Origin of the sequence: Burkholderia mycopellens, assembly GCF_964265025.1 — a bacterium.
Taxonomy (GTDB): domain Bacteria; phylum Pseudomonadota; class Gammaproteobacteria; order Burkholderiales; family Burkholderiaceae; genus Burkholderia.
Genome location: NZ_OZ183802.1, coordinates 2512354 through 2528379, shown reverse-complemented (window position 1 = coordinate 2528379; position 16026 = coordinate 2512354). Strand labels below are relative to the sequence as shown.

The window sequence follows — 16026 nt, the reverse complement described above, 5'->3', positions numbered from 1 at the left end:
CGTCACCTCGTCGTTCGGTGAGGCCATCCTAATCGCCCGGCAGCGGGGCAGGGAGTAACAAGGTCGTCGCGAAACCGGGCAGCGGCGGCGTCATCCAGCGGCGTGCGCGGCCGCGGCCGAGCGCCTGGACCTTGTCCGCGTCGGCGAGCGCGTCGAGCGCGCGCTGCACGGTGCGCTGGCCCGTGCGCAGGGCCAGCGCCAGCGCGGAACTCGACCACGCCTCGCCATCGGCGAGGAGCGCGAGCACGGCCGCGTGGCGATCGTCGACCGGGCGCGCCAGGACGACGGTCTCGCGTATGCCGAGTGGTTCGAGCGCGAAGCCGCGCGGGGTTGCGATGACGTTCGCGAGCGGCCGCAGCAGCGCGCGCAGCCGGCCGATCTCGACGCGCAGGCGTGCGCGATGCGACTCGTCCGCGTGTTTTGCGCGGAACGCGGCAGCGACGAGCGCGTTGCGCGACACGTCGGCCGGCCACGCTTCACCGAGCGCGCGGGCGAGCATGAACAGCACGGGCCGCCGCGCAAGCGACACGGTCGTGCGCGCGTCGCGCACCGTGTGGCGGCACGCGTCGACGACGAGCGCGTTCGATGCGAACAGCGCCTCCACTTCGTCGAGTTGCACGAGCCGCGATGTGCCGCGCGTGATGAGGCGCGCGGCCGGTGCGTCGAGCACGCGTGCCGCAGTGTCGACCTCGGCCGTCAGCGCGGCGATGCCGGTGTCGCGGGCCGCTGCGCGTGCCCGGGTGAGCGCAGCGCGCGCCGCGTGCGTGCGGATGCGGCGCATCGCGATGCCGGCCGCGATCAGCTCATGGGCGGCGCGCGATGCAGCCGGCAGTGGCGCGGGATCGAGATTCGCGAGCATCCGCTCGGCATCGTCGAGCTGGCCGATCAGCAGTAGCCGGCGCACGCCGAGATAGCGTGCATGCGCGGCGTTTGCGCGGTCGCCGTGCGCGTCGAGCGTCGCGCACGCGGCATCGAGCGCGCGCGTCGGCCAGCGCAGGTCGCGCGACGCGAGTGCGATCTCCGCTTCCGCGACGACGCAGCGCGCACGCGCCACGGCCTCCTTCGGGCCGAACGCACGAGCGGCGCCGCGCACGAGTGCGCGCGCGCGTTCGAAATCGCCGAGCTGCGCCATCGCGATCCCGCGCAGTGCGAGCGCCGGCGCATCGTCGCGCAGCGCGACGCGATTCAGCGCGCCGAGCGCGTCACCGGCCGCGAGCGCGCGCGCGGCCGCCGTGATCAGCGAATCCATCCGAATCCCGACACACTTGTCACTCCCTTCGGTTCGATGCCCGCCACTAATCTAGCACCACGCACACGGCACCGGATGCCGTGCCTGGATACCCATCGGAAGGAGAAACCCGCCATGACGACCCATCTCACCGGAACCCGCGACGAATGGCTGGCCGAGCGCCGCGCGCTGCTCGACGCGGAAAAGGCGCTGACACGGCAAAGCGACGAACTCGCGCGGCGGCGCCAGGCACTACCCTGGGTGCGCGTCGACAAGACCTACCGGTTCGACACCGAGGACGGGCAGGCAACACTCGACGACCTGTTTCTCGACCGTTCGCAACTGCTCGTCTATCACTTCATGTTCGGCCCCGACTACCAGGCCGGCTGTCCGTCGTGCTCGTCGCTTGCCGACGGTTTCGACGGCTTCGCCGTGCACCTGGCGAACCACGACGTGACGCTCGCCGCCGTGTCGCGCGCGCCGGTCGCGAAGCTGCGCGCGTACCGGCAGCGGATGGGGTGGCGCTTCCCGTGGGCATCGTCGGTCGGCAGCGATTTCAACTTCGACTTCAACGTGTCGTTCACCGAAACGCAGCAGCGCGCCGGCGACGTCGAGTACAACTACGCGCGGGCCGGCCACGCGATGGACAGGGATCCGCCGCCGGCACCCGTCGTGCAGTTCGCGGCGACATGCGGCACCGACGCGGTCACGTATTCGCTCGACCGGCCGGGGATGAGCGCGTTCGTGCGCGAGGACGGCATCGTCTATCACACGTACTCGACCTATGCGCGCGGGCTCGACGGGCTGTGGGGGATGTACCAGTGGCTCGATCGTGCGCCGCGCGGGCGCAACGAGACCGGCCCGTGGTGGCGCCGTCATGACGAGTACGCACGCGGCTGAGCGCGCCGGCGACGGGCGGGGGCGGGCGACGACGGAGCCTGCGGCCGGTGCGCCGGGGCCCGATCCGCGGGCCTTCGCGGTGGCGCTCGTGGCGGTGTTCGCCGTCGCCGCGATGGCGACCGTGACGCAGTACGCGTCGATGGCCGCGATGGGCGGCGCTCCCGTGTCCGGCGGCTGGACGATGACGTCGGCGGCATGGCAGCGACCGTGCGGATGGGGCGCCGGCCGTGCGTTCGCGGAGTTCGCCGGCATGTGGGGCACGATGATGGTGACGATGATGCTGCCCGTGCTGGCGCCGGTGCTCTGGCGATACCGGCAGTGCGTCGGTCTGCAGGCGGCGGCGCGTTCGGCCGGGCTCGTCGTCGTCGCGGGTGCCGGGTATTTCGCGGTGTGGATGGCGGTGGGGGCGCTCGTGTTTCCGGCCGGCGCCGCACTGACGGGCGCCGCCGCAAGGCTGCCGGCGCTTGCCGGTGCGATGCCGTTCGCGGCTGGCGCGGTCGTATTGGCTGCCGGCGTCCTGCAATTCTCCGGATGGAAGGCGCGCCGGCTGGCGTGCTGCCGGCACGTCGCGACCGGTGTGCCCCCGCCGCGCGCGGCGGCCGGCGCGGCATGGCGGCACGGCGTGCGAACGGCCATGCGATGCGGGATGTGTTGCGGGAACCTGATGGCGGTCGCGCTGGCCGCCGGCATGATGAATCCGCGCGTGATGGCGGCCGTGACGGTTGCGATCGCCGCCGAGCGCCTTGCGCCGGCCGGCGCGCGGGTTGCGCGGATCGTCGGCTGGGTCGCGATCGGCGGCGGCGCGGCGATGCTTGTCCGCGCGGCCGGGCTGCTGTAGGACGGGGAGGGCGTGCCCGTGCGGCGTGCTGCCGGGCCGCGCTTCACCGTCGCCGTTACCGCCGCGTGGCCCGTCCGCAACAGGCGGATGGGCCGTTTCGCGGCCGGTTGCGCGAATGGCTCGATGCGGCGGTGAAACGAAAGGCGATCGAAAACGAACCGAACGGCGATCCGAACGATTCGGCCCCCGAACGGCCGAAACCGGCTAAGCCGTTGTTCGTGTTGTGAAAATTCGCGGCGCTTCGCGTATAATTCGATTTTGCGCCCATAGGATTTGCCATGCGTCTGATCCAAAAAGCACTCACTTTCGATGACGTGCTCCTCGTTCCTGCCTTCTCCGACGTTCTCCCGCGCGACACCAGCCTCAAGACCAAGCTGACCCGCAACATCTCCCTGAACATGCCGCTCGTGTCCGCCGCGATGGACACGGTCACCGAAGGTCGCCTTGCGATCGCGATGGCACAGCAGGGCGGCGTCGGTATCGTCCACAAGAACCTGACGCCGGCCGAACAGGCCCGCGAGGTCGCGAAGGTCAAGCGTTTCGAATCGGGCGTCGTCCGCGACCCGATCACGGTGCCGCCGCAAATGAAGGTGCGCGACGTGATCGCGCTGTCGCGCCAGCATGGCATCTCGGGCTTCCCGGTCGTCGAAGGCCCGCAGCTCGTCGGCATCGTCACGAACCGCGACCTGCGTTTCGAAACCCGCCTCGATGAGCCGGTCAAGTCGATCATGACGCCGCGCGAGCGCCTCGTCACGGTCAAGGAAGGCACGCCGCTCGCCGAAGCGAAGGCGCTGATGCACAGCCACCGCCTCGAGCGCGTGCTGGTCGTCAACGACGCGTTCGAACTGCGCGGCCTGATGACCGTCAAGGACATCACGAAGCAGACCGAGCACCCGGACGCGTGCAAGGACGAACACGGCAAGCTGCGCGCCGGCGCGGCAGTCGGCGTCGGTCCCGACAACGAAGAGCGCGTCGAGCTGCTGGTGCAGGCCGGCGTCGACGTGATCGTCGTCGATACCGCGCACGGCCACAGCAAGGGCGTGCTCGAGCGCGTTCGCTGGGTCAAGCAGAACTTCCCGCACGTCGAAGTGATCGGCGGCAACATCGCGACGGCCGCCGCCGCGAAGGCGCTCGTCGAATACGGCGCGGATGCGGTCAAGGTCGGCATCGGCCCGGGCTCGATCTGCACGACGCGGATCGTCGCCGGTGTCGGCGTGCCGCAGATCAGCGCGATCGCGAACGTCGCGGAAGCGCTGAAGGGCACGGGCGTGCCGTGCATCGCCGACGGCGGCGTGCGCTTCTCGGGCGACGTGTCGAAGGCCCTCGCGGCCGGCGCGAACGCGGTGATGATGGGCAGCATGTTCGCGGGCACCGAAGAGGCGCCGGGCGACGTGTTCCTCTACCAGGGCCGCCAGTACAAGTCGTATCGCGGCATGGGTTCCGTCGGTGCGATGAAGGACGGCGCGGCAGACCGCTACTTCCAGGACAACTCGGCGAACATCGACAAGCTCGTGCCGGAAGGCATCGAAGGCCGTGTCGCATACAAGGGCTCGGTCAACGCGATCCTGTTCCAGCTGGTCGGCGGTGTGCGCGCCAGCATGGGCTACTGCGGCTGCCGCACGATCGACGAACTGCACGACAAGGCCGAATTCGTCCAGATCACTGCGGCGGGCATGCGCGAGTCGCACGTGCACGACGTGCAGATCACGAAGGAAGCGCCGAACTACCACGTGGACTGATCGCCGATGAAACCGCTGCTGCGAGCCGTGCTGATCATCGATGCCGTGTTGTTGCTGGCGTTCGGCGTGCTGTTCGTGCTGACGCCCTGGCAGTCGCTCTTCAACGCGCTGCAGCTCGCGAACGTCCAGCCGGCGATGCTCGGCCAGGCGTTCGGCATCGCGCTGCTCGGGCTCGCGTGGCTCGCGTTTCATGCAGCGTTCAACGGCGATCTCACGGCGCCGGTCGCGCGAGCGGTCGGGCATGTGTACTGGCTGACCGGCGCGCTGACGATCGTCTGGTCGATCGGCACCGGCAGCGGTCCCGCGCTCGCGGCCGCCGGCAGGGTGCTGTCGGCCGTGGCCGGCGTCGCGTTGATCGTGCTCGGCCTCGGCGGCGTGCGGCTCGCATCGGCCGTGCGCCGGCGCGAAAAGGCGCAGGCGCTCGAGGCGCGCGCGCCGGCGCAGCGTCCGGCCGAGACGGCGATGGCGCCTGCGTCGTCGTCCGCACCGCAGCGCGTCGAACCTGTCGTCAGCCGTTCCGCGGCGCCAGCGGCGCCTTCGCCTGCCGCATCCGGCCAATCATCGTCGGGCGGCGTCGCACTCGACGAGCGCCCGCCGATGCAGGATTGACCGGCCATGCGTCGAGCGTGCTGCCTCCCGCCCGACGCCGTAGTCCATGCTATTGACGCAGCGCATGATGAAAATGATGCGCTGCCTTTCTTATTCTCTTCATCCCGTCCGCAGCCATGCACGACAAAATCCTGATTCTCGACTTCGGTTCGCAAGTCACCCAACTGATTGCGCGACGCGTGCGCGAAGCGCACGTCTACTGCGAAATCCATCCGAACGATGTGTCCGACGACTTCGTCCGCGAGTTCGCGCCGAAGGCGGTGATCCTGTCGGGCAGCCACGCGAGCACGTACGAAGACCATCAGCTGCGCGCGCCGCAGGCCGTGTGGGATCTCGGCGTGCCGGTGCTCGGCATCTGCTACGGCATGCAGACGATGGCCGTGCAGCTCGGCGGCAAGGTCGAGTGGAGCGACCACCGCGAATTCGGTTACGCGGAAATGCGCGCGCACGGCCACACGCGCCTGCTCGACGGCATCGAGGATTTCAAGACGGACGAAGGCCACGGGATGCTGAAGGTCTGGATGAGCCACGGCGACAAGGTTGCCGAGCTGCCGCCGGGCTTTGCGCTGATGGCGTCGACACCGAGCTGCCCGATCGCCGGCATGGCCGACGAGGCGCGCGGCTACTACGCGGTGCAGTTCCATCCGGAAGTCACGCACACGGTGAAGGGCCGCCAGATCATCGAGCGCTTCGTGCTGCAGATCGCAGGCGCGAAGCCCGACTGGATCATGAGCAACCACATCGAGGAAGCCGTCGCGAAGATCCGCGAGCAGGTCGGTGACGAGGAAGTGATTCTCGGCCTGTCGGGCGGTGTGGATTCGAGCGTCGCGGCTGCGCTGATCCATCGCGCGATCGGCGACCAGCTCACCTGCGTGTTCGTCGACCACGGCCTGCTGCGCCTGAACGAAGGCAAGATGGTGCTCGACATGTTCGAGGGCCGCCTGCATGCGAAGGTCGTGCACGTCGACGCGTCCGAACAGTTCCTCGGCCACCTGGCCGGCGTGACCGATCCGGAAGCGAAGCGCAAGATCATCGGCCGCGAGTTCGTCGAGGTGTTCCAGGCCGAGGCGAAGAAGCTGTCGAAGGCGAAGTGGCTCGCGCAGGGCACGATCTACCCGGACGTGGTCGAATCGGGCGGCACGAAGACGAAGAAGGCGACGACGATCAAGAGCCACCACAACGTCGGCGGCCTGCCGGAAACGCTCGGCCTGAAGCTGCTCGAGCCGCTGCGCGACCTGTTCAAGGACGAAGTGCGCGAGCTGGGCGTCGCGCTCGGCCTGCCGCCGGAGATGGTGTACCGCCATCCGTTCCCGGGCCCGGGCCTCGGCGTGCGGATTCTCGGCGAAGTGAAGCGCGAGTTCGCGGATCTGCTGCGCCGCGCGGACGCGATCTTCATCGAGGAACTGCGCAACACGACCGCGACCGCGCACGATGCGGCTGCCGGCCTGTGCGGTGAAGCCGATGTCGGCAAGAGCTGGTACGACCTGACGAGCCAGGCGTTCGCGGTGTTCCTGCCGGTCAAGTCGGTGGGCGTGATGGGCGATGGCCGCACGTACGATTACGTGACGTCGCTGCGCGCGGTGCAGACGACCGACTTCATGACCGCACACTGGGCGCACCTGCCGTACGCGCTGCTCGGCCGCGCGTCGAACCGGATCATCAACGAGGTGCGCGGGATCAACCGTGTGGTGTATGACATCTCGGGGAAGCCGCCGGCGACGATCGAATGGGAGTGATCGGCCGTCCGGCACGTACCGGTACGACCTGACAGCAGAACACATCAAAGCCCGCTTCACAGCGGGCTTTTTTGTTTTTGGCCCGACCGGCGCCACCGCCCGATTGGAACATCGCGCGGATCTCGTGTTTCATTGACTGGAACACACCCGAGCATTCGTGCGCCATGTGGTGTCGCGGGTGCTTCTATTTCCACACTCGTCCAACCAGCGACTTTGCTCATCGATTGCACCGTGCCGTACTCGATCGGTGCCTGCAATCAGTTGCAGCGCAAAAGGCGCGGATTTGAAACAGCGTTCGCGGGTTGCGTAGCGAGACCGCCTGGCAGTGAAGTCGGTAAACGCGGTGCGGCTACCCCGCCCAGTCTCACCGCGACTGTAATCGAGTGTAATTGATTGCTCCGCGCGCTCAGCCTAATTTCTTCCCGGCAGGTGCGCTTCGCGGATGGCTGACCCAAGCCACTGCGGAGGTTGTGATGAACGTTGTCGATGCGTGACTCGCGCGAGCCAGATTCGACCTATACGGCCCTGGTTCTCGGTTTTTCAACTCACAGCAGGAGGAATTGTCATGTCGAACGAAAATTTCAGTGAAATTCAGAAGTTCGCGGAGCAGGCGGACGGTTTGAAACGCGTAGACGTTGAGTCAATTCAACTGGGCTATTGGGACAATCACGATACCCTTCCTTTCATGCTCAATAACGAGGGCGGGAATTCGTTTGCAGTGAATGCCTCGAATACGGCGTTGCTGATCCAGATCGGAAACGCACTCACGGCGCTTGGACAGAAGCAGAAGGTCGTGGCCTATCTGGGAGACCTCAACCACGGCGGTACCCTCAAGGTCCTTCTTATCGGCCTTGATTAGTTCGAAAGCCAAGCCGCGACCCGGCTGGTCAGCGTCGGAGCAGGTCACGACGGAATCAACCGGATGACTGTCGCGGCAAGAAAACGGCTTGGCAGGCTGCCAAGCCGTTTTCCGTTGACGGATTGCACAAGCCAGGGCCGTCGCGCCCCGGATTCTCACGCGTGCGAGCCCACGAGCGAACGCAAGTACATCGGCACCTTCGCCTTCGCCGTTGCCTGCACGCGTGTCATGAGCGCGTGATCGATGCGACCCAGTCCGTAGGTCCGCGCAATGTCCTGCTGCAGCCGGCACCACAGATGGCCGGCCATCTCGGCATCGACCATCGCCCGGTGCGCCCGGCCCGATTTCGGCAGTCGCAGCATATCCACCAGGTTCGACAGGCGGTGACTCCGGGCGTCCGGGTAGATGCGTCGTGCCACGAGCATCGTGCAGGCAAAGGCATGCTCGGCCGACACGCCAAGAAGCCCGAGTTCCGCCTGCCAGAACCGTTTGTCGAAACCGGCGTTGTGAGCGACGACCGCATGCTTGCCGACGAACGCCGCGGCTTCCTTCATGACTTTCGACGCCGGCGGCGCCGATGCGATCATCTCGTTCGAGATGCCGGTCAGCGCAACGACATCGGACGGTATGCGCCTGCCTGCATTCATCAGGCTCTGGAAACGGTCGACGACTTGTCCGTCCCGGAGCAGGATAACGGCGATTTCGGTCGCACGGTCGCCCATGTTCGGCGAAAGTCCGGTTGTTTCGAAGTCCAGTACCGCAACGGTTTGCATGGTCGAATCCTGTTGCTTCACGCGGTGTCGTTAGAGTGGCCGAGAGGTTAGCATCTCCAGGCCCGCGACAGACTCGTTCAACTCGAGAAACGGCCATCCTTGCGGCGAACGCCGACCCGGTCGAAGGCGACGAGCGCAATGTCTTTCAAAGCGGACTCCATGCGTCGTGGCGCGCTGCCGGGAGCGGCGGCGGCCGTGATAGAGTTCGCAGCCTATCTGTCCATGCCGCACCATACACAGCCTGTATGGCGATGACGATGAGCACACGGACGCGTAACGACTGGATTGCAGCGGGTTTCGACGCCCTCGACGGGGAAGGGTACACGGGCATTTCGGCCGAGAGCCTCGCGCGACGGCTGAACGTGACCCGCAGATCGTTCTATCACCACTTCCGCAATCGCGAGGACTTCGTCAGGACCTTGCTGACCGCGTGGGAGGACGACTACACCGCGCGCATGCTTGCGTATGCGGCGGGCGGCCACGGTGCCGGCGACACGCTGGTGCGCTATCTGCGCGTTGCCGCCGAAAAGCGGCCGGGGCGCGAAATCGCGATTCGCGCATGGGCGCTGCACGATCCGCTGGTCGCGGAATTCCAGCAGCGCGTCGATGCGGCGCGGCTCGCGTTTGCGATCGAGACGTCACGCGGGCTGGTGCGTACGTCGAGCGAGGCGGAGCTCGTCGGGCAGGCCGTGCACCTGTGCCTGATCGGCGGACAACAGGCCGGGCTGCGGCGCGATGCCGACCGGTTCAACGGGTTCATGCAGCGCGCGGCTGCAATGGTCGAACGCGTGCTGCCGATGCGTCGCGCATGACGTGTCACGCGCGCGTGTTGCACGCGTGGCGCGGGCTCGATATCGGGCAGCCGCGGTCGCATGCCCGGCGCGCATGACGTGGCAGGCGGCGCGATATCCCGCACCAGCCACTGTTATGCGCGCGGCGGCGAGGACAGCGGTGCCGCGCGGTAGCGCAGGTGAATCAGCGGATAGGCCCGCCCTTGTCCATCGAGCGCCGATCGCCCGATGCGCTCGAAGCCGAGCCGTTCATAGAATCCCGCTGCCGATTCGTTCTGTTCGTTGACGTCGGTCGACAGGTCGGGATGACGCTTGAGCGCCTCTTCGACGAGCAGGCGCCCGACCCCCGCGCCATGGTGAGCGGGATCGACGAACAGCGCCTCCATGTGACTGCCGTCGAGCAGCATGAAGCCGATCGCGCGGCCGCCTTCATCGACGGCGAGATCGAGCGGTGCACCAGGCAGGAACGCGACGACTTCGGATTCGATCGCGCGACGATCGTCGTCGCTGAGGAAGTGGTGCGTGGCGTCGACCGCGTTGCGCCAGATATCCAGCACGCGTGCACCGTCGGCCTGGGTGGACTGGCGAATTCTGATCATGGTTTGGCCCAGCTTTGATTTGTAATTGGAAATTCGTCGGCGGGTAGCCGTCACCGTCATGGCCCCGATCGGGCTGCTCGCAAGGGCGGCGAGAAAGACGACGGTGTTTCTTCAGGTATTCGGGCATTCAGCTGTTGGCCGGACGTTGCGCGTTGCCAACGGCCGCCGCATGCTCAATCGCGCGTCGCGCGACATCTCGAACACCCGCGCTCATCGGCAAGTCATCGCGGTCGAGTTCGACGAGATCGAACCAGCGCGCATCGAGCGCATCGTCGCCGGCAGCAGGCGTACCGCGCAACCATCTGCACAGCACCGCGACCATCACGAAATGCTGACGCACGTTGCCGTCAGCATCGTAATCGAACGCATCCAGCGCGGTAAAGGCGTCGAGCGCTTCGACGTCGACGGTGGTTTCTTCGGCGATCTCGCGCACGACCGCGTGCGCAATCGATTCCCCCGCCTCGATCTTGCCGCCGGGAAACCCCCAGCAGCCCGCATCGGGCGGATTGGCGCGGCGTACCAGCAGCACGTCGCGCTCCCGCAGGACGATGCCGATCACGGCGGGAACAGCGCGGACGGAAGCGGTGACGCCGGTCGGTGAGCGGGGAGAATCGGGCATGAGTTGCTACGTGCAGAAGCGTTCGAGTGTGCGGGGCGGCCGGCGACGATTCATCGTGCGTCGTCGGTGCGTTGCTCGATCGCGCGGATCACGGCGACCATGTCGTGCGCGCCATGTCCGGCCCGCTCGGTTTCGCCGTACAGCGCATGGCAGATGTCGAGCAGCGGTGACGCGATGCCGATGCCGCGGGCGGATTCGGCGACGAGGCGTGCATTCTTCAGCACGTCGGTGATCGCGGCCTGCACCGAAAAATCGGCCGCGACGAGTTTGCCGAGTTTCACGCGCGACACGTCGCTCGCCATCGGGCCTGCGTTCAGCACATCGGCGAAGCGGGCGAGGTCGATGCCGTGGCGTTGCGCGAAATGCGCGGCTTCGGTCAAGCCGGTGACCATCGTGATCAGGAACAGGTTCACGGCGAGTTTCATCGTCAGCGCCGACGGCACGTCGCCGCACACGAAGCTGTCGCGGCACAGCGGCTTCACGAGCGCGCGGACGGCGTCGACGTCGTCCGGTGCGCCGGCGAGCATCACGACGAGTTGACCGGCTTCGGCCGGCTTGCGCGACCCCGACACGGGTGCCTCGACGTAGCGGCCCGACGCGGCAGCGATGTCATCGGCCAGTGCGCGCGAATACTCGGGTGCGTTCGTGCCCATGTTCACGATGGTGTGTTCGCCGACACGGGCAGCGAAACCGGGCGTGCCGCGCGCGAGGACGGCGTCGATCGCCGCGTCGTTCGCGAGCATCAGGATCACGGTGCTGCAGGCCGCGAACACGTCGTCGATGTGCTCGACGACGCGCGCGCCGGCGTCGCGCAGCGCATCGTCGCTGCCGTGCGACCGGCTCCACACGACGAGTGGCGTGCCGGCCCGCGCGAGATTGAGCGCCATCGGCGTGCCCATTACGCCGAGGCCGATGAATCCGACTGCGGTTTGCATGTTCTGGCTCCCACGGTGGGTGGAGACGATCGTGGGCGTCAGTATCGCAGCGTTTGCGTACGCCCGCTATTTCGCCCGATCACCCGCGCGAGCCACGTCACGGCCGCGCCGTCATGTCCGCCAGATAGGGCCACGGATAGATGCCACGGGCATGACCGTCGCCGAACACCGCGCGGACGCCGTAGCCGGCTGTTTCAAGGCTGTCCAGCGTCAGGTCGGGCAGCGCATCGACACGACCGCCGTCGAGCCGGATCCTTCGGCATTCCGCACACGGACAATCGCCGCGCAGGCGTGCATAGCTGACGCGTTGCGTGCGACCGTCCGGCCAGCGGAGGGTCAACGTGCGCGCCGGATGATCGAGCACGATTTCGGTCGGGGCGATCATTGCGACGCCTCGTCGATTTGCCGGATCGCGATCCGCACGGCCTTGCGTACTTCCGGATCGCGATCCTGCAGTGCGTGGGTCAGGGCGGGCAACGTCGCGCGGTCGCGCAACTCACCGAGCGCAAGCGCGGCTTCCTTGCGCAGGTTGCTGATCGCATGCGAGAGCAGCGCGACGACGGCCGGCGCCGCGGCCGCATCGCGCAGTTGCCCGAGCGCGCGCGCGGCACGCAAGCGCACCTGCCAGTAGTCGTCGCCGAGCGCGGCGACGAGCGGTTCGCGCGCGGTCGCGACGCGCAGCTTGCCGAGCGTCGTGGCCGCTTCCTCGCGCACCTGCCATTCGCGGTCGCGCAACGCGGCGAACAGTGCGTGGATGACGGATGCATCGTCGGGCGTCGCGAACCCGATCGCACCGACGGCGACGCGTCGCACGTCCGCGGCGGCATCGGTGGTCGCGATGCGTGCGAGCGGCGGTAGCGCACGCGGATCCTTGAGCCAGCCGAGCACCGCCACGGCTTCGGCGCGCACCGCGGCGTGTTCGGCGTCGAGCGCATGCAGCGCGGGCGCGAATGCGCCGGGGTCGCGCAACTCGCGCAATCCGCGCAGTACGGCACGGCGCACGATCGGCTCGGGCCGGTCGGCCCAGCGACACAGCACAGCGCCCGATGCCGCGTCCTTCAGTTCGGACAGGCTTTGCGCCGCGGCGGTGCGCACGTCGTTGTCCGGATCGAGCAATGCGCCGCACAGTGCGTCGACGACGTCGGGCTGCTCCCACGCACCGAGCACGCGGGCGGCTTCGCCGCGCACGTCGGCCGACGGATCGTCGCGCAGCGCGGCGATGAAAGCGGGCACGAATCCGGGGGCCTCGAGATCGGCGAGTTCGAACAACGCGACGCGGCGCACGGAGGCGTCGGGCGCGGCGAGGCGGGCGACGAGTGCAGCTTCGTCGCAGGCGTGTGCGCGGGGCAGCGCGGCAGCGAAGGAGGAGTCGGTCATGGGCGACGGGAGAGAGCGTTGAGGGACGCGGTCAGCGCAGCAGGTAAGGGATGTCGACCTTGACTGCGCCGGTCGGGCAATCGCGCTCGCACGGCATGCAGTACCAGCATTCGTCGAATTGCATATAGGCCTTGCCTTTGGTCACGTCGATCGCGAGCAGGTCGAGCGGGCACACGTCGACGCAGACGGTGCAGCCCTTGTCGGCGATGCAGCGGGCCTCGTCGATCGTGACGGGGGCGCTGCTGCGCTGGAAGATGTCGTGTGGCGTATGGGGCATGGCAGGTTCCTCAACGGGCGGCCGCGAGTGCGGCCGGTTCGCGGATGCGCAGATTCGTGTAGGCGGCGCGATCGTCGTCGGCAAGCGGCACGACGTACGGTTCGACCGGCCGCTTCTCGCTGCGCATCTCGCCGTGGGCATCCTTGCGCAGCCAGGTGTGGCAGAACCACTCGGCGTCGTTGCGATGCGGAAAGTCGATGCGATGGTGGTACAGCCCCCAGCGGCTCTCGGTGCGGAACAGCGACGCGCGCGCGGCCATTTCCGCGCAGTCGCGGATCGCGCGCACCTCGGCGGCGCGCATCAGCTCGTGTGGATGGTTTGCCTTGATCGATTCGATATCCTCAGTAATGGCGTCAAAGCGTTGCAGCCCGATTTCCATCTTGCGCGTCACCTTCGGCGGTTGCAGATAGTCGTTCACCATGCGGCGCAGCTTGTATTCGACCTGCGCCGGCGCCAGGCCACGCTCGCGCAGCAGCGGGGCGAGCACGCGGGTGCGTTCGCCGGCGACCTGTTCGTCGTCCACCGGCGCGTGCTCGCGGCCGGCCACGTAGTCGGCCGCGTTCTGCCCGGCAAACCAGCCGTACGTAAATGCGCCGAGCATGTAGTTGTGCGGGACGGCAGCCATGTCGCCGGCCGCATAGAGCCCGGGCACGGTCGTCTCCGCGCGTGCGTTCACGTACACGCCGGATGCGCTGTGGCCGCTGCAGAAACCGATCTCGGAGATGTGCATCTCGACCATCTGGCTGCGGTAATCGGTGCCGCGTCCCGCGTGGAAGCGGCCTCGGCTCGGCCGCTCGTTCGTATGCAGGATCTGCTCGATGGTCTGGATCGTTTCTTCCGCGAGATGGTCGAGCTTCAGGAAGACGGGGCCGTTGCCGCTTTGCAGTTCCTGGTAGAACTCCCACATCATCTGGCCGCTCCAGTAGTCGCATTCGATGAAGCGTTCACCCTTGCCGTTCGCTGTGAAACCGCCGAGCGGGCCTGTCACGTAAGCGCACGCGGGGCCGTTGTAGTCCTTGATCAGCGGATTGATCTGGAAGCATTCGAGATTCGCGAGCGCGGCGCCGGCGTGATAGGCCATCGCGTAGCCGTCGCCCGCGTTGGTCGGGTTCTCGTACGTGCCCATCAGGTAGCCCGAGGCCGGCAGGCCGAGGCGGCCGGCCGCGCCGCAGCAGAGAATCACGGCCTTCGCGCGGATCACGTGGAACTCGGCGGTGCGGCAGTCGAAGCCGAGCACGCCGCTCGCGCGGCCCTGCGCGTCGGTCAGCACGCGCGTCGCGACGATCCGGTTCGTGATCGCGATGCGCGCGCGCTTCAACTGCCGGTACAGCACCTTCTTGATGTCGTGCCCTTCGGGCATCGGCAGCACGTACGAGCCCATGTGATGGACCTTCTTCACCGCGTAGTCGCCGGTGCCGTCCTTCTCGAACTTCACGCCCCAGCGGTCGAGCTGTTCGATCGTCTCGAAGCTGTGCGTCGCATATGCGTACACGGCTTCCTGGTCGACGATCCCGTCGTTGGCGATCGTGATCTCGCGCGTGTACTGCTCGGGCGTCGCATGTCCGGGGATCACCGCATTGTTCAGGCCGTCCATCCCCATCGAGATCGCGCCGCTGCGCTTCACGTTGGCTTTTTCAAGCAACAGCACGCGCAGGGACGGATCGCGTTCCTTCGCCTTGATCGCCGCCATTGGGCCGGCGGTGCCGCCGCCGACCACGACGATGTCGTATTCGAGCACAGGGGTAGTCATCGCTGTTTCCTTGCAGGTTTGCGCGGCTTCTGCCGGTCGATGCGCAGCCGGTACTGGAAGGCGTCGCCGCGGAAGTAGAGGGTTTCGTAGTCGATCGGCGAGCCCGACGCGTCGTGTGTGAGGCGCTCGATGCGCAGCACGGGGCTGCTTTCCTCGACGTGTAGCGCATCGACGATCTCGTCGTCGGCGAGGATCGCGTCGATCGACACGTCGGCATGGCCGAGCGGGATGCCGCAGTCGTTTTCCAGGACCAGGAAAATGTCGCGGGTCGCAAGATCGGCGCCCGCGAGGCGCTTGCCGAGGGCTTCGGGCAGCCAGGTCTGCTCGAGCGACACCGGTTCGCGATTCAGCAGCCGGACGCGATGAATCTCGACGAGCGGCGCGCCCTCGGGCACGTTCAGCTTCGTCGCGAGATGGCGGTCGGCCTTGACGGTGCGGAAACTGCGCACCTGGTTGACGATCTCGTAGCCCATCGACGACATCGCCTCGGCGAAGCCCTGCAGCGAGGTCACGTTCTGGAATGCCTTCGGCTTCGACACGAAGGTGCCCTTGCCGTGCAGCTTGAACAGCAGTCCTTCCTTCTGCAGATCGCCGAGCGCCTGGCGTACCGTGATACGGCTGACGTCGAACATCGCGCAGAGTTCGTGCTCGGACGGCATCCGGCTGTGCGGCGCATAGGTGCCGTCGAGAATGCGCGCGCGCAGCGTGTCCTTGATCTGCACGTAGAGCGGGGCCGCCGACAGCGACACGACGTTGGGGGAGGTCATCGATCAACTTGTTATGACAAGATCGCTCGAGTGTAGTCAGCGTGATTGCGCGTCCCAACCAACTATTTCTGATTTCGACTTTCCGATTCCGGAAAAGCGCGACGGCAGGGGGCTGACCGAATGGACGATCCGGCATGCGGTGCCGGCCCGATTCGCCCGTTGCGGGCGGAGTGGCTCGGCGGACAACAAAAAATTCGACGTTGCGCGTGCCGCTCATGTCGATTTTCCG

The 16026-nt window shown here is 67.3% G+C and carries 17 protein-coding genes; 7 read left to right on the top strand and 10 right to left on the bottom strand.

Annotation, left to right across the window (positions count from 1 at the left end):
* Positions 1-28: 28 nt before the first annotated feature.
* The gene (locus ACPTTC_RS11675; RefSeq protein ID WP_423392575.1) at positions 29-1249 is read right to left on the bottom strand and encodes a helix-turn-helix domain-containing protein; all 1221 of its coding nucleotides are present in this window, start codon (positions 1247-1249) and stop codon (positions 29-31) included.
* 114 nt (positions 1250-1363) lie between these two features.
* On the opposite strand from ACPTTC_RS11675, the gene ACPTTC_RS11670 reads away from it, so the two are divergent.
* The 6 genes from ACPTTC_RS11670 (at position 1364) to ACPTTC_RS11645 (ending at position 7909) form a co-directional block, all read left to right on the top strand.
* Positions 1364-2128: a DUF899 domain-containing protein gene (locus tag ACPTTC_RS11670; RefSeq protein ID WP_423392574.1), complete on the top strand. Its 765-nt coding sequence runs from the start codon at positions 1364-1366 to the stop codon at positions 2126-2128.
* The gene (locus tag ACPTTC_RS11665; RefSeq protein ID WP_423392573.1) at positions 2106-2966 is read left to right on the top strand and encodes a DUF2182 domain-containing protein; all 861 of its coding nucleotides are present in this window, start codon (positions 2106-2108) and stop codon (positions 2964-2966) included. Before ACPTTC_RS11670 ends, ACPTTC_RS11665 begins: the two co-directional genes overlap by 23 nt.
* 278 nt (positions 2967-3244) lie before the next feature.
* Positions 3245-4705 (top strand): IMP dehydrogenase, encoded by a 1461-nt coding sequence (gene guaB, locus ACPTTC_RS11660; RefSeq protein WP_048020927.1) that lies wholly within the window; start codon positions 3245-3247, stop codon positions 4703-4705.
* A gap of 6 nt (positions 4706-4711) precedes the next feature.
* A complete protein-coding gene (locus tag ACPTTC_RS11655; protein ID WP_423392572.1) occupies positions 4712-5314 on the top strand; it encodes a hypothetical protein in 603 nt (200 codons plus the stop codon).
* 116 nt (positions 5315-5430) lie between these two features.
* On the top strand, positions 5431-7050 hold the full coding sequence (gene guaA, locus ACPTTC_RS11650) for a glutamine-hydrolyzing GMP synthase (RefSeq protein WP_175969535.1): 1620 nt from the start codon (positions 5431-5433) through the stop codon (positions 7048-7050).
* Positions 7051-7615: 565 nt separating this feature from the next.
* On the top strand, positions 7616-7909 hold the full coding sequence (locus tag ACPTTC_RS11645) for a hypothetical protein (RefSeq protein ID WP_226196801.1): 294 nt from the start codon (positions 7616-7618) through the stop codon (positions 7907-7909).
* Positions 7910-8064: 155 nt separating this feature from the next.
* Here ACPTTC_RS11645 and ACPTTC_RS11640 read toward each other — a convergent pair whose 3' ends face one another.
* Positions 8065-8682, bottom strand: a complete 618-nt coding sequence (locus ACPTTC_RS11640; protein WP_423392571.1) for a PolC-type DNA polymerase III — start codon at positions 8680-8682, stop codon at positions 8065-8067.
* Positions 8683-8939: 257 nt separating this feature from the next.
* On the opposite strand from ACPTTC_RS11640, the gene ACPTTC_RS11635 reads away from it, so the two are divergent.
* Positions 8940-9494 carry a TetR/AcrR family transcriptional regulator gene (locus ACPTTC_RS11635; protein ID WP_423392570.1) on the top strand — a complete coding sequence of 185 codons (555 nt, stop codon included), beginning with the start codon at positions 8940-8942 and terminating at the stop codon, positions 9492-9494.
* 113 nt (positions 9495-9607) lie between these two features.
* Here ACPTTC_RS11635 and ACPTTC_RS11630 read toward each other — a convergent pair whose 3' ends face one another.
* From ACPTTC_RS11630 to ACPTTC_RS11595, 8 genes are all read right to left on the bottom strand, one after another.
* The gene (locus ACPTTC_RS11630; protein ID WP_423392569.1) at positions 9608-10072 is read right to left on the bottom strand and encodes an acetyltransferase; all 465 of its coding nucleotides are present in this window, start codon (positions 10070-10072) and stop codon (positions 9608-9610) included.
* Between the two features lie 127 nt (positions 10073-10199).
* Positions 10200-10691, bottom strand: coding sequence for an NUDIX hydrolase (locus ACPTTC_RS11625; protein WP_423392568.1), 492 nt, complete (start codon positions 10689-10691; stop codon positions 10200-10202).
* A gap of 50 nt (positions 10692-10741) precedes the next feature.
* Positions 10742-11626 (bottom strand): NAD(P)-dependent oxidoreductase, encoded by an 885-nt coding sequence (locus ACPTTC_RS11620; RefSeq protein ID WP_423392567.1) that lies wholly within the window; start codon positions 11624-11626, stop codon positions 10742-10744.
* 97 nt (positions 11627-11723) lie between these two features.
* Positions 11724-12011 (bottom strand): gamma-butyrobetaine hydroxylase-like domain-containing protein, encoded by a 288-nt coding sequence (locus ACPTTC_RS11615; protein WP_423392566.1) that lies wholly within the window; start codon positions 12009-12011, stop codon positions 11724-11726.
* Positions 12008-13003 carry a HEAT repeat domain-containing protein gene (locus ACPTTC_RS11610; protein WP_423392565.1) on the bottom strand — a complete coding sequence of 332 codons (996 nt, stop codon included), beginning with the start codon at positions 13001-13003 and terminating at the stop codon, positions 12008-12010. The genes ACPTTC_RS11615 and ACPTTC_RS11610 overlap by 4 nt, the downstream gene beginning before the upstream one ends.
* Positions 13004-13034: 31 nt before the next feature.
* Positions 13035-13280 (bottom strand): 4Fe-4S dicluster domain-containing protein, encoded by a 246-nt coding sequence (locus ACPTTC_RS11605; protein WP_175969541.1) that lies wholly within the window; start codon positions 13278-13280, stop codon positions 13035-13037.
* A 10-nt stretch (positions 13281-13290) separates the two neighbouring features.
* Positions 13291-15030 (bottom strand): fumarate reductase/succinate dehydrogenase flavoprotein subunit, encoded by a 1740-nt coding sequence (locus ACPTTC_RS11600; protein ID WP_423392564.1) that lies wholly within the window; start codon positions 15028-15030, stop codon positions 13291-13293.
* Positions 15027-15797: a GntR family transcriptional regulator gene (locus ACPTTC_RS11595; RefSeq protein WP_423392563.1), complete on the bottom strand. Its 771-nt coding sequence runs from the start codon at positions 15795-15797 to the stop codon at positions 15027-15029. Before ACPTTC_RS11595 ends, ACPTTC_RS11600 begins: the two co-directional genes overlap by 4 nt.
* Between the last annotated feature and the right edge of the window lie 229 nt (positions 15798-16026).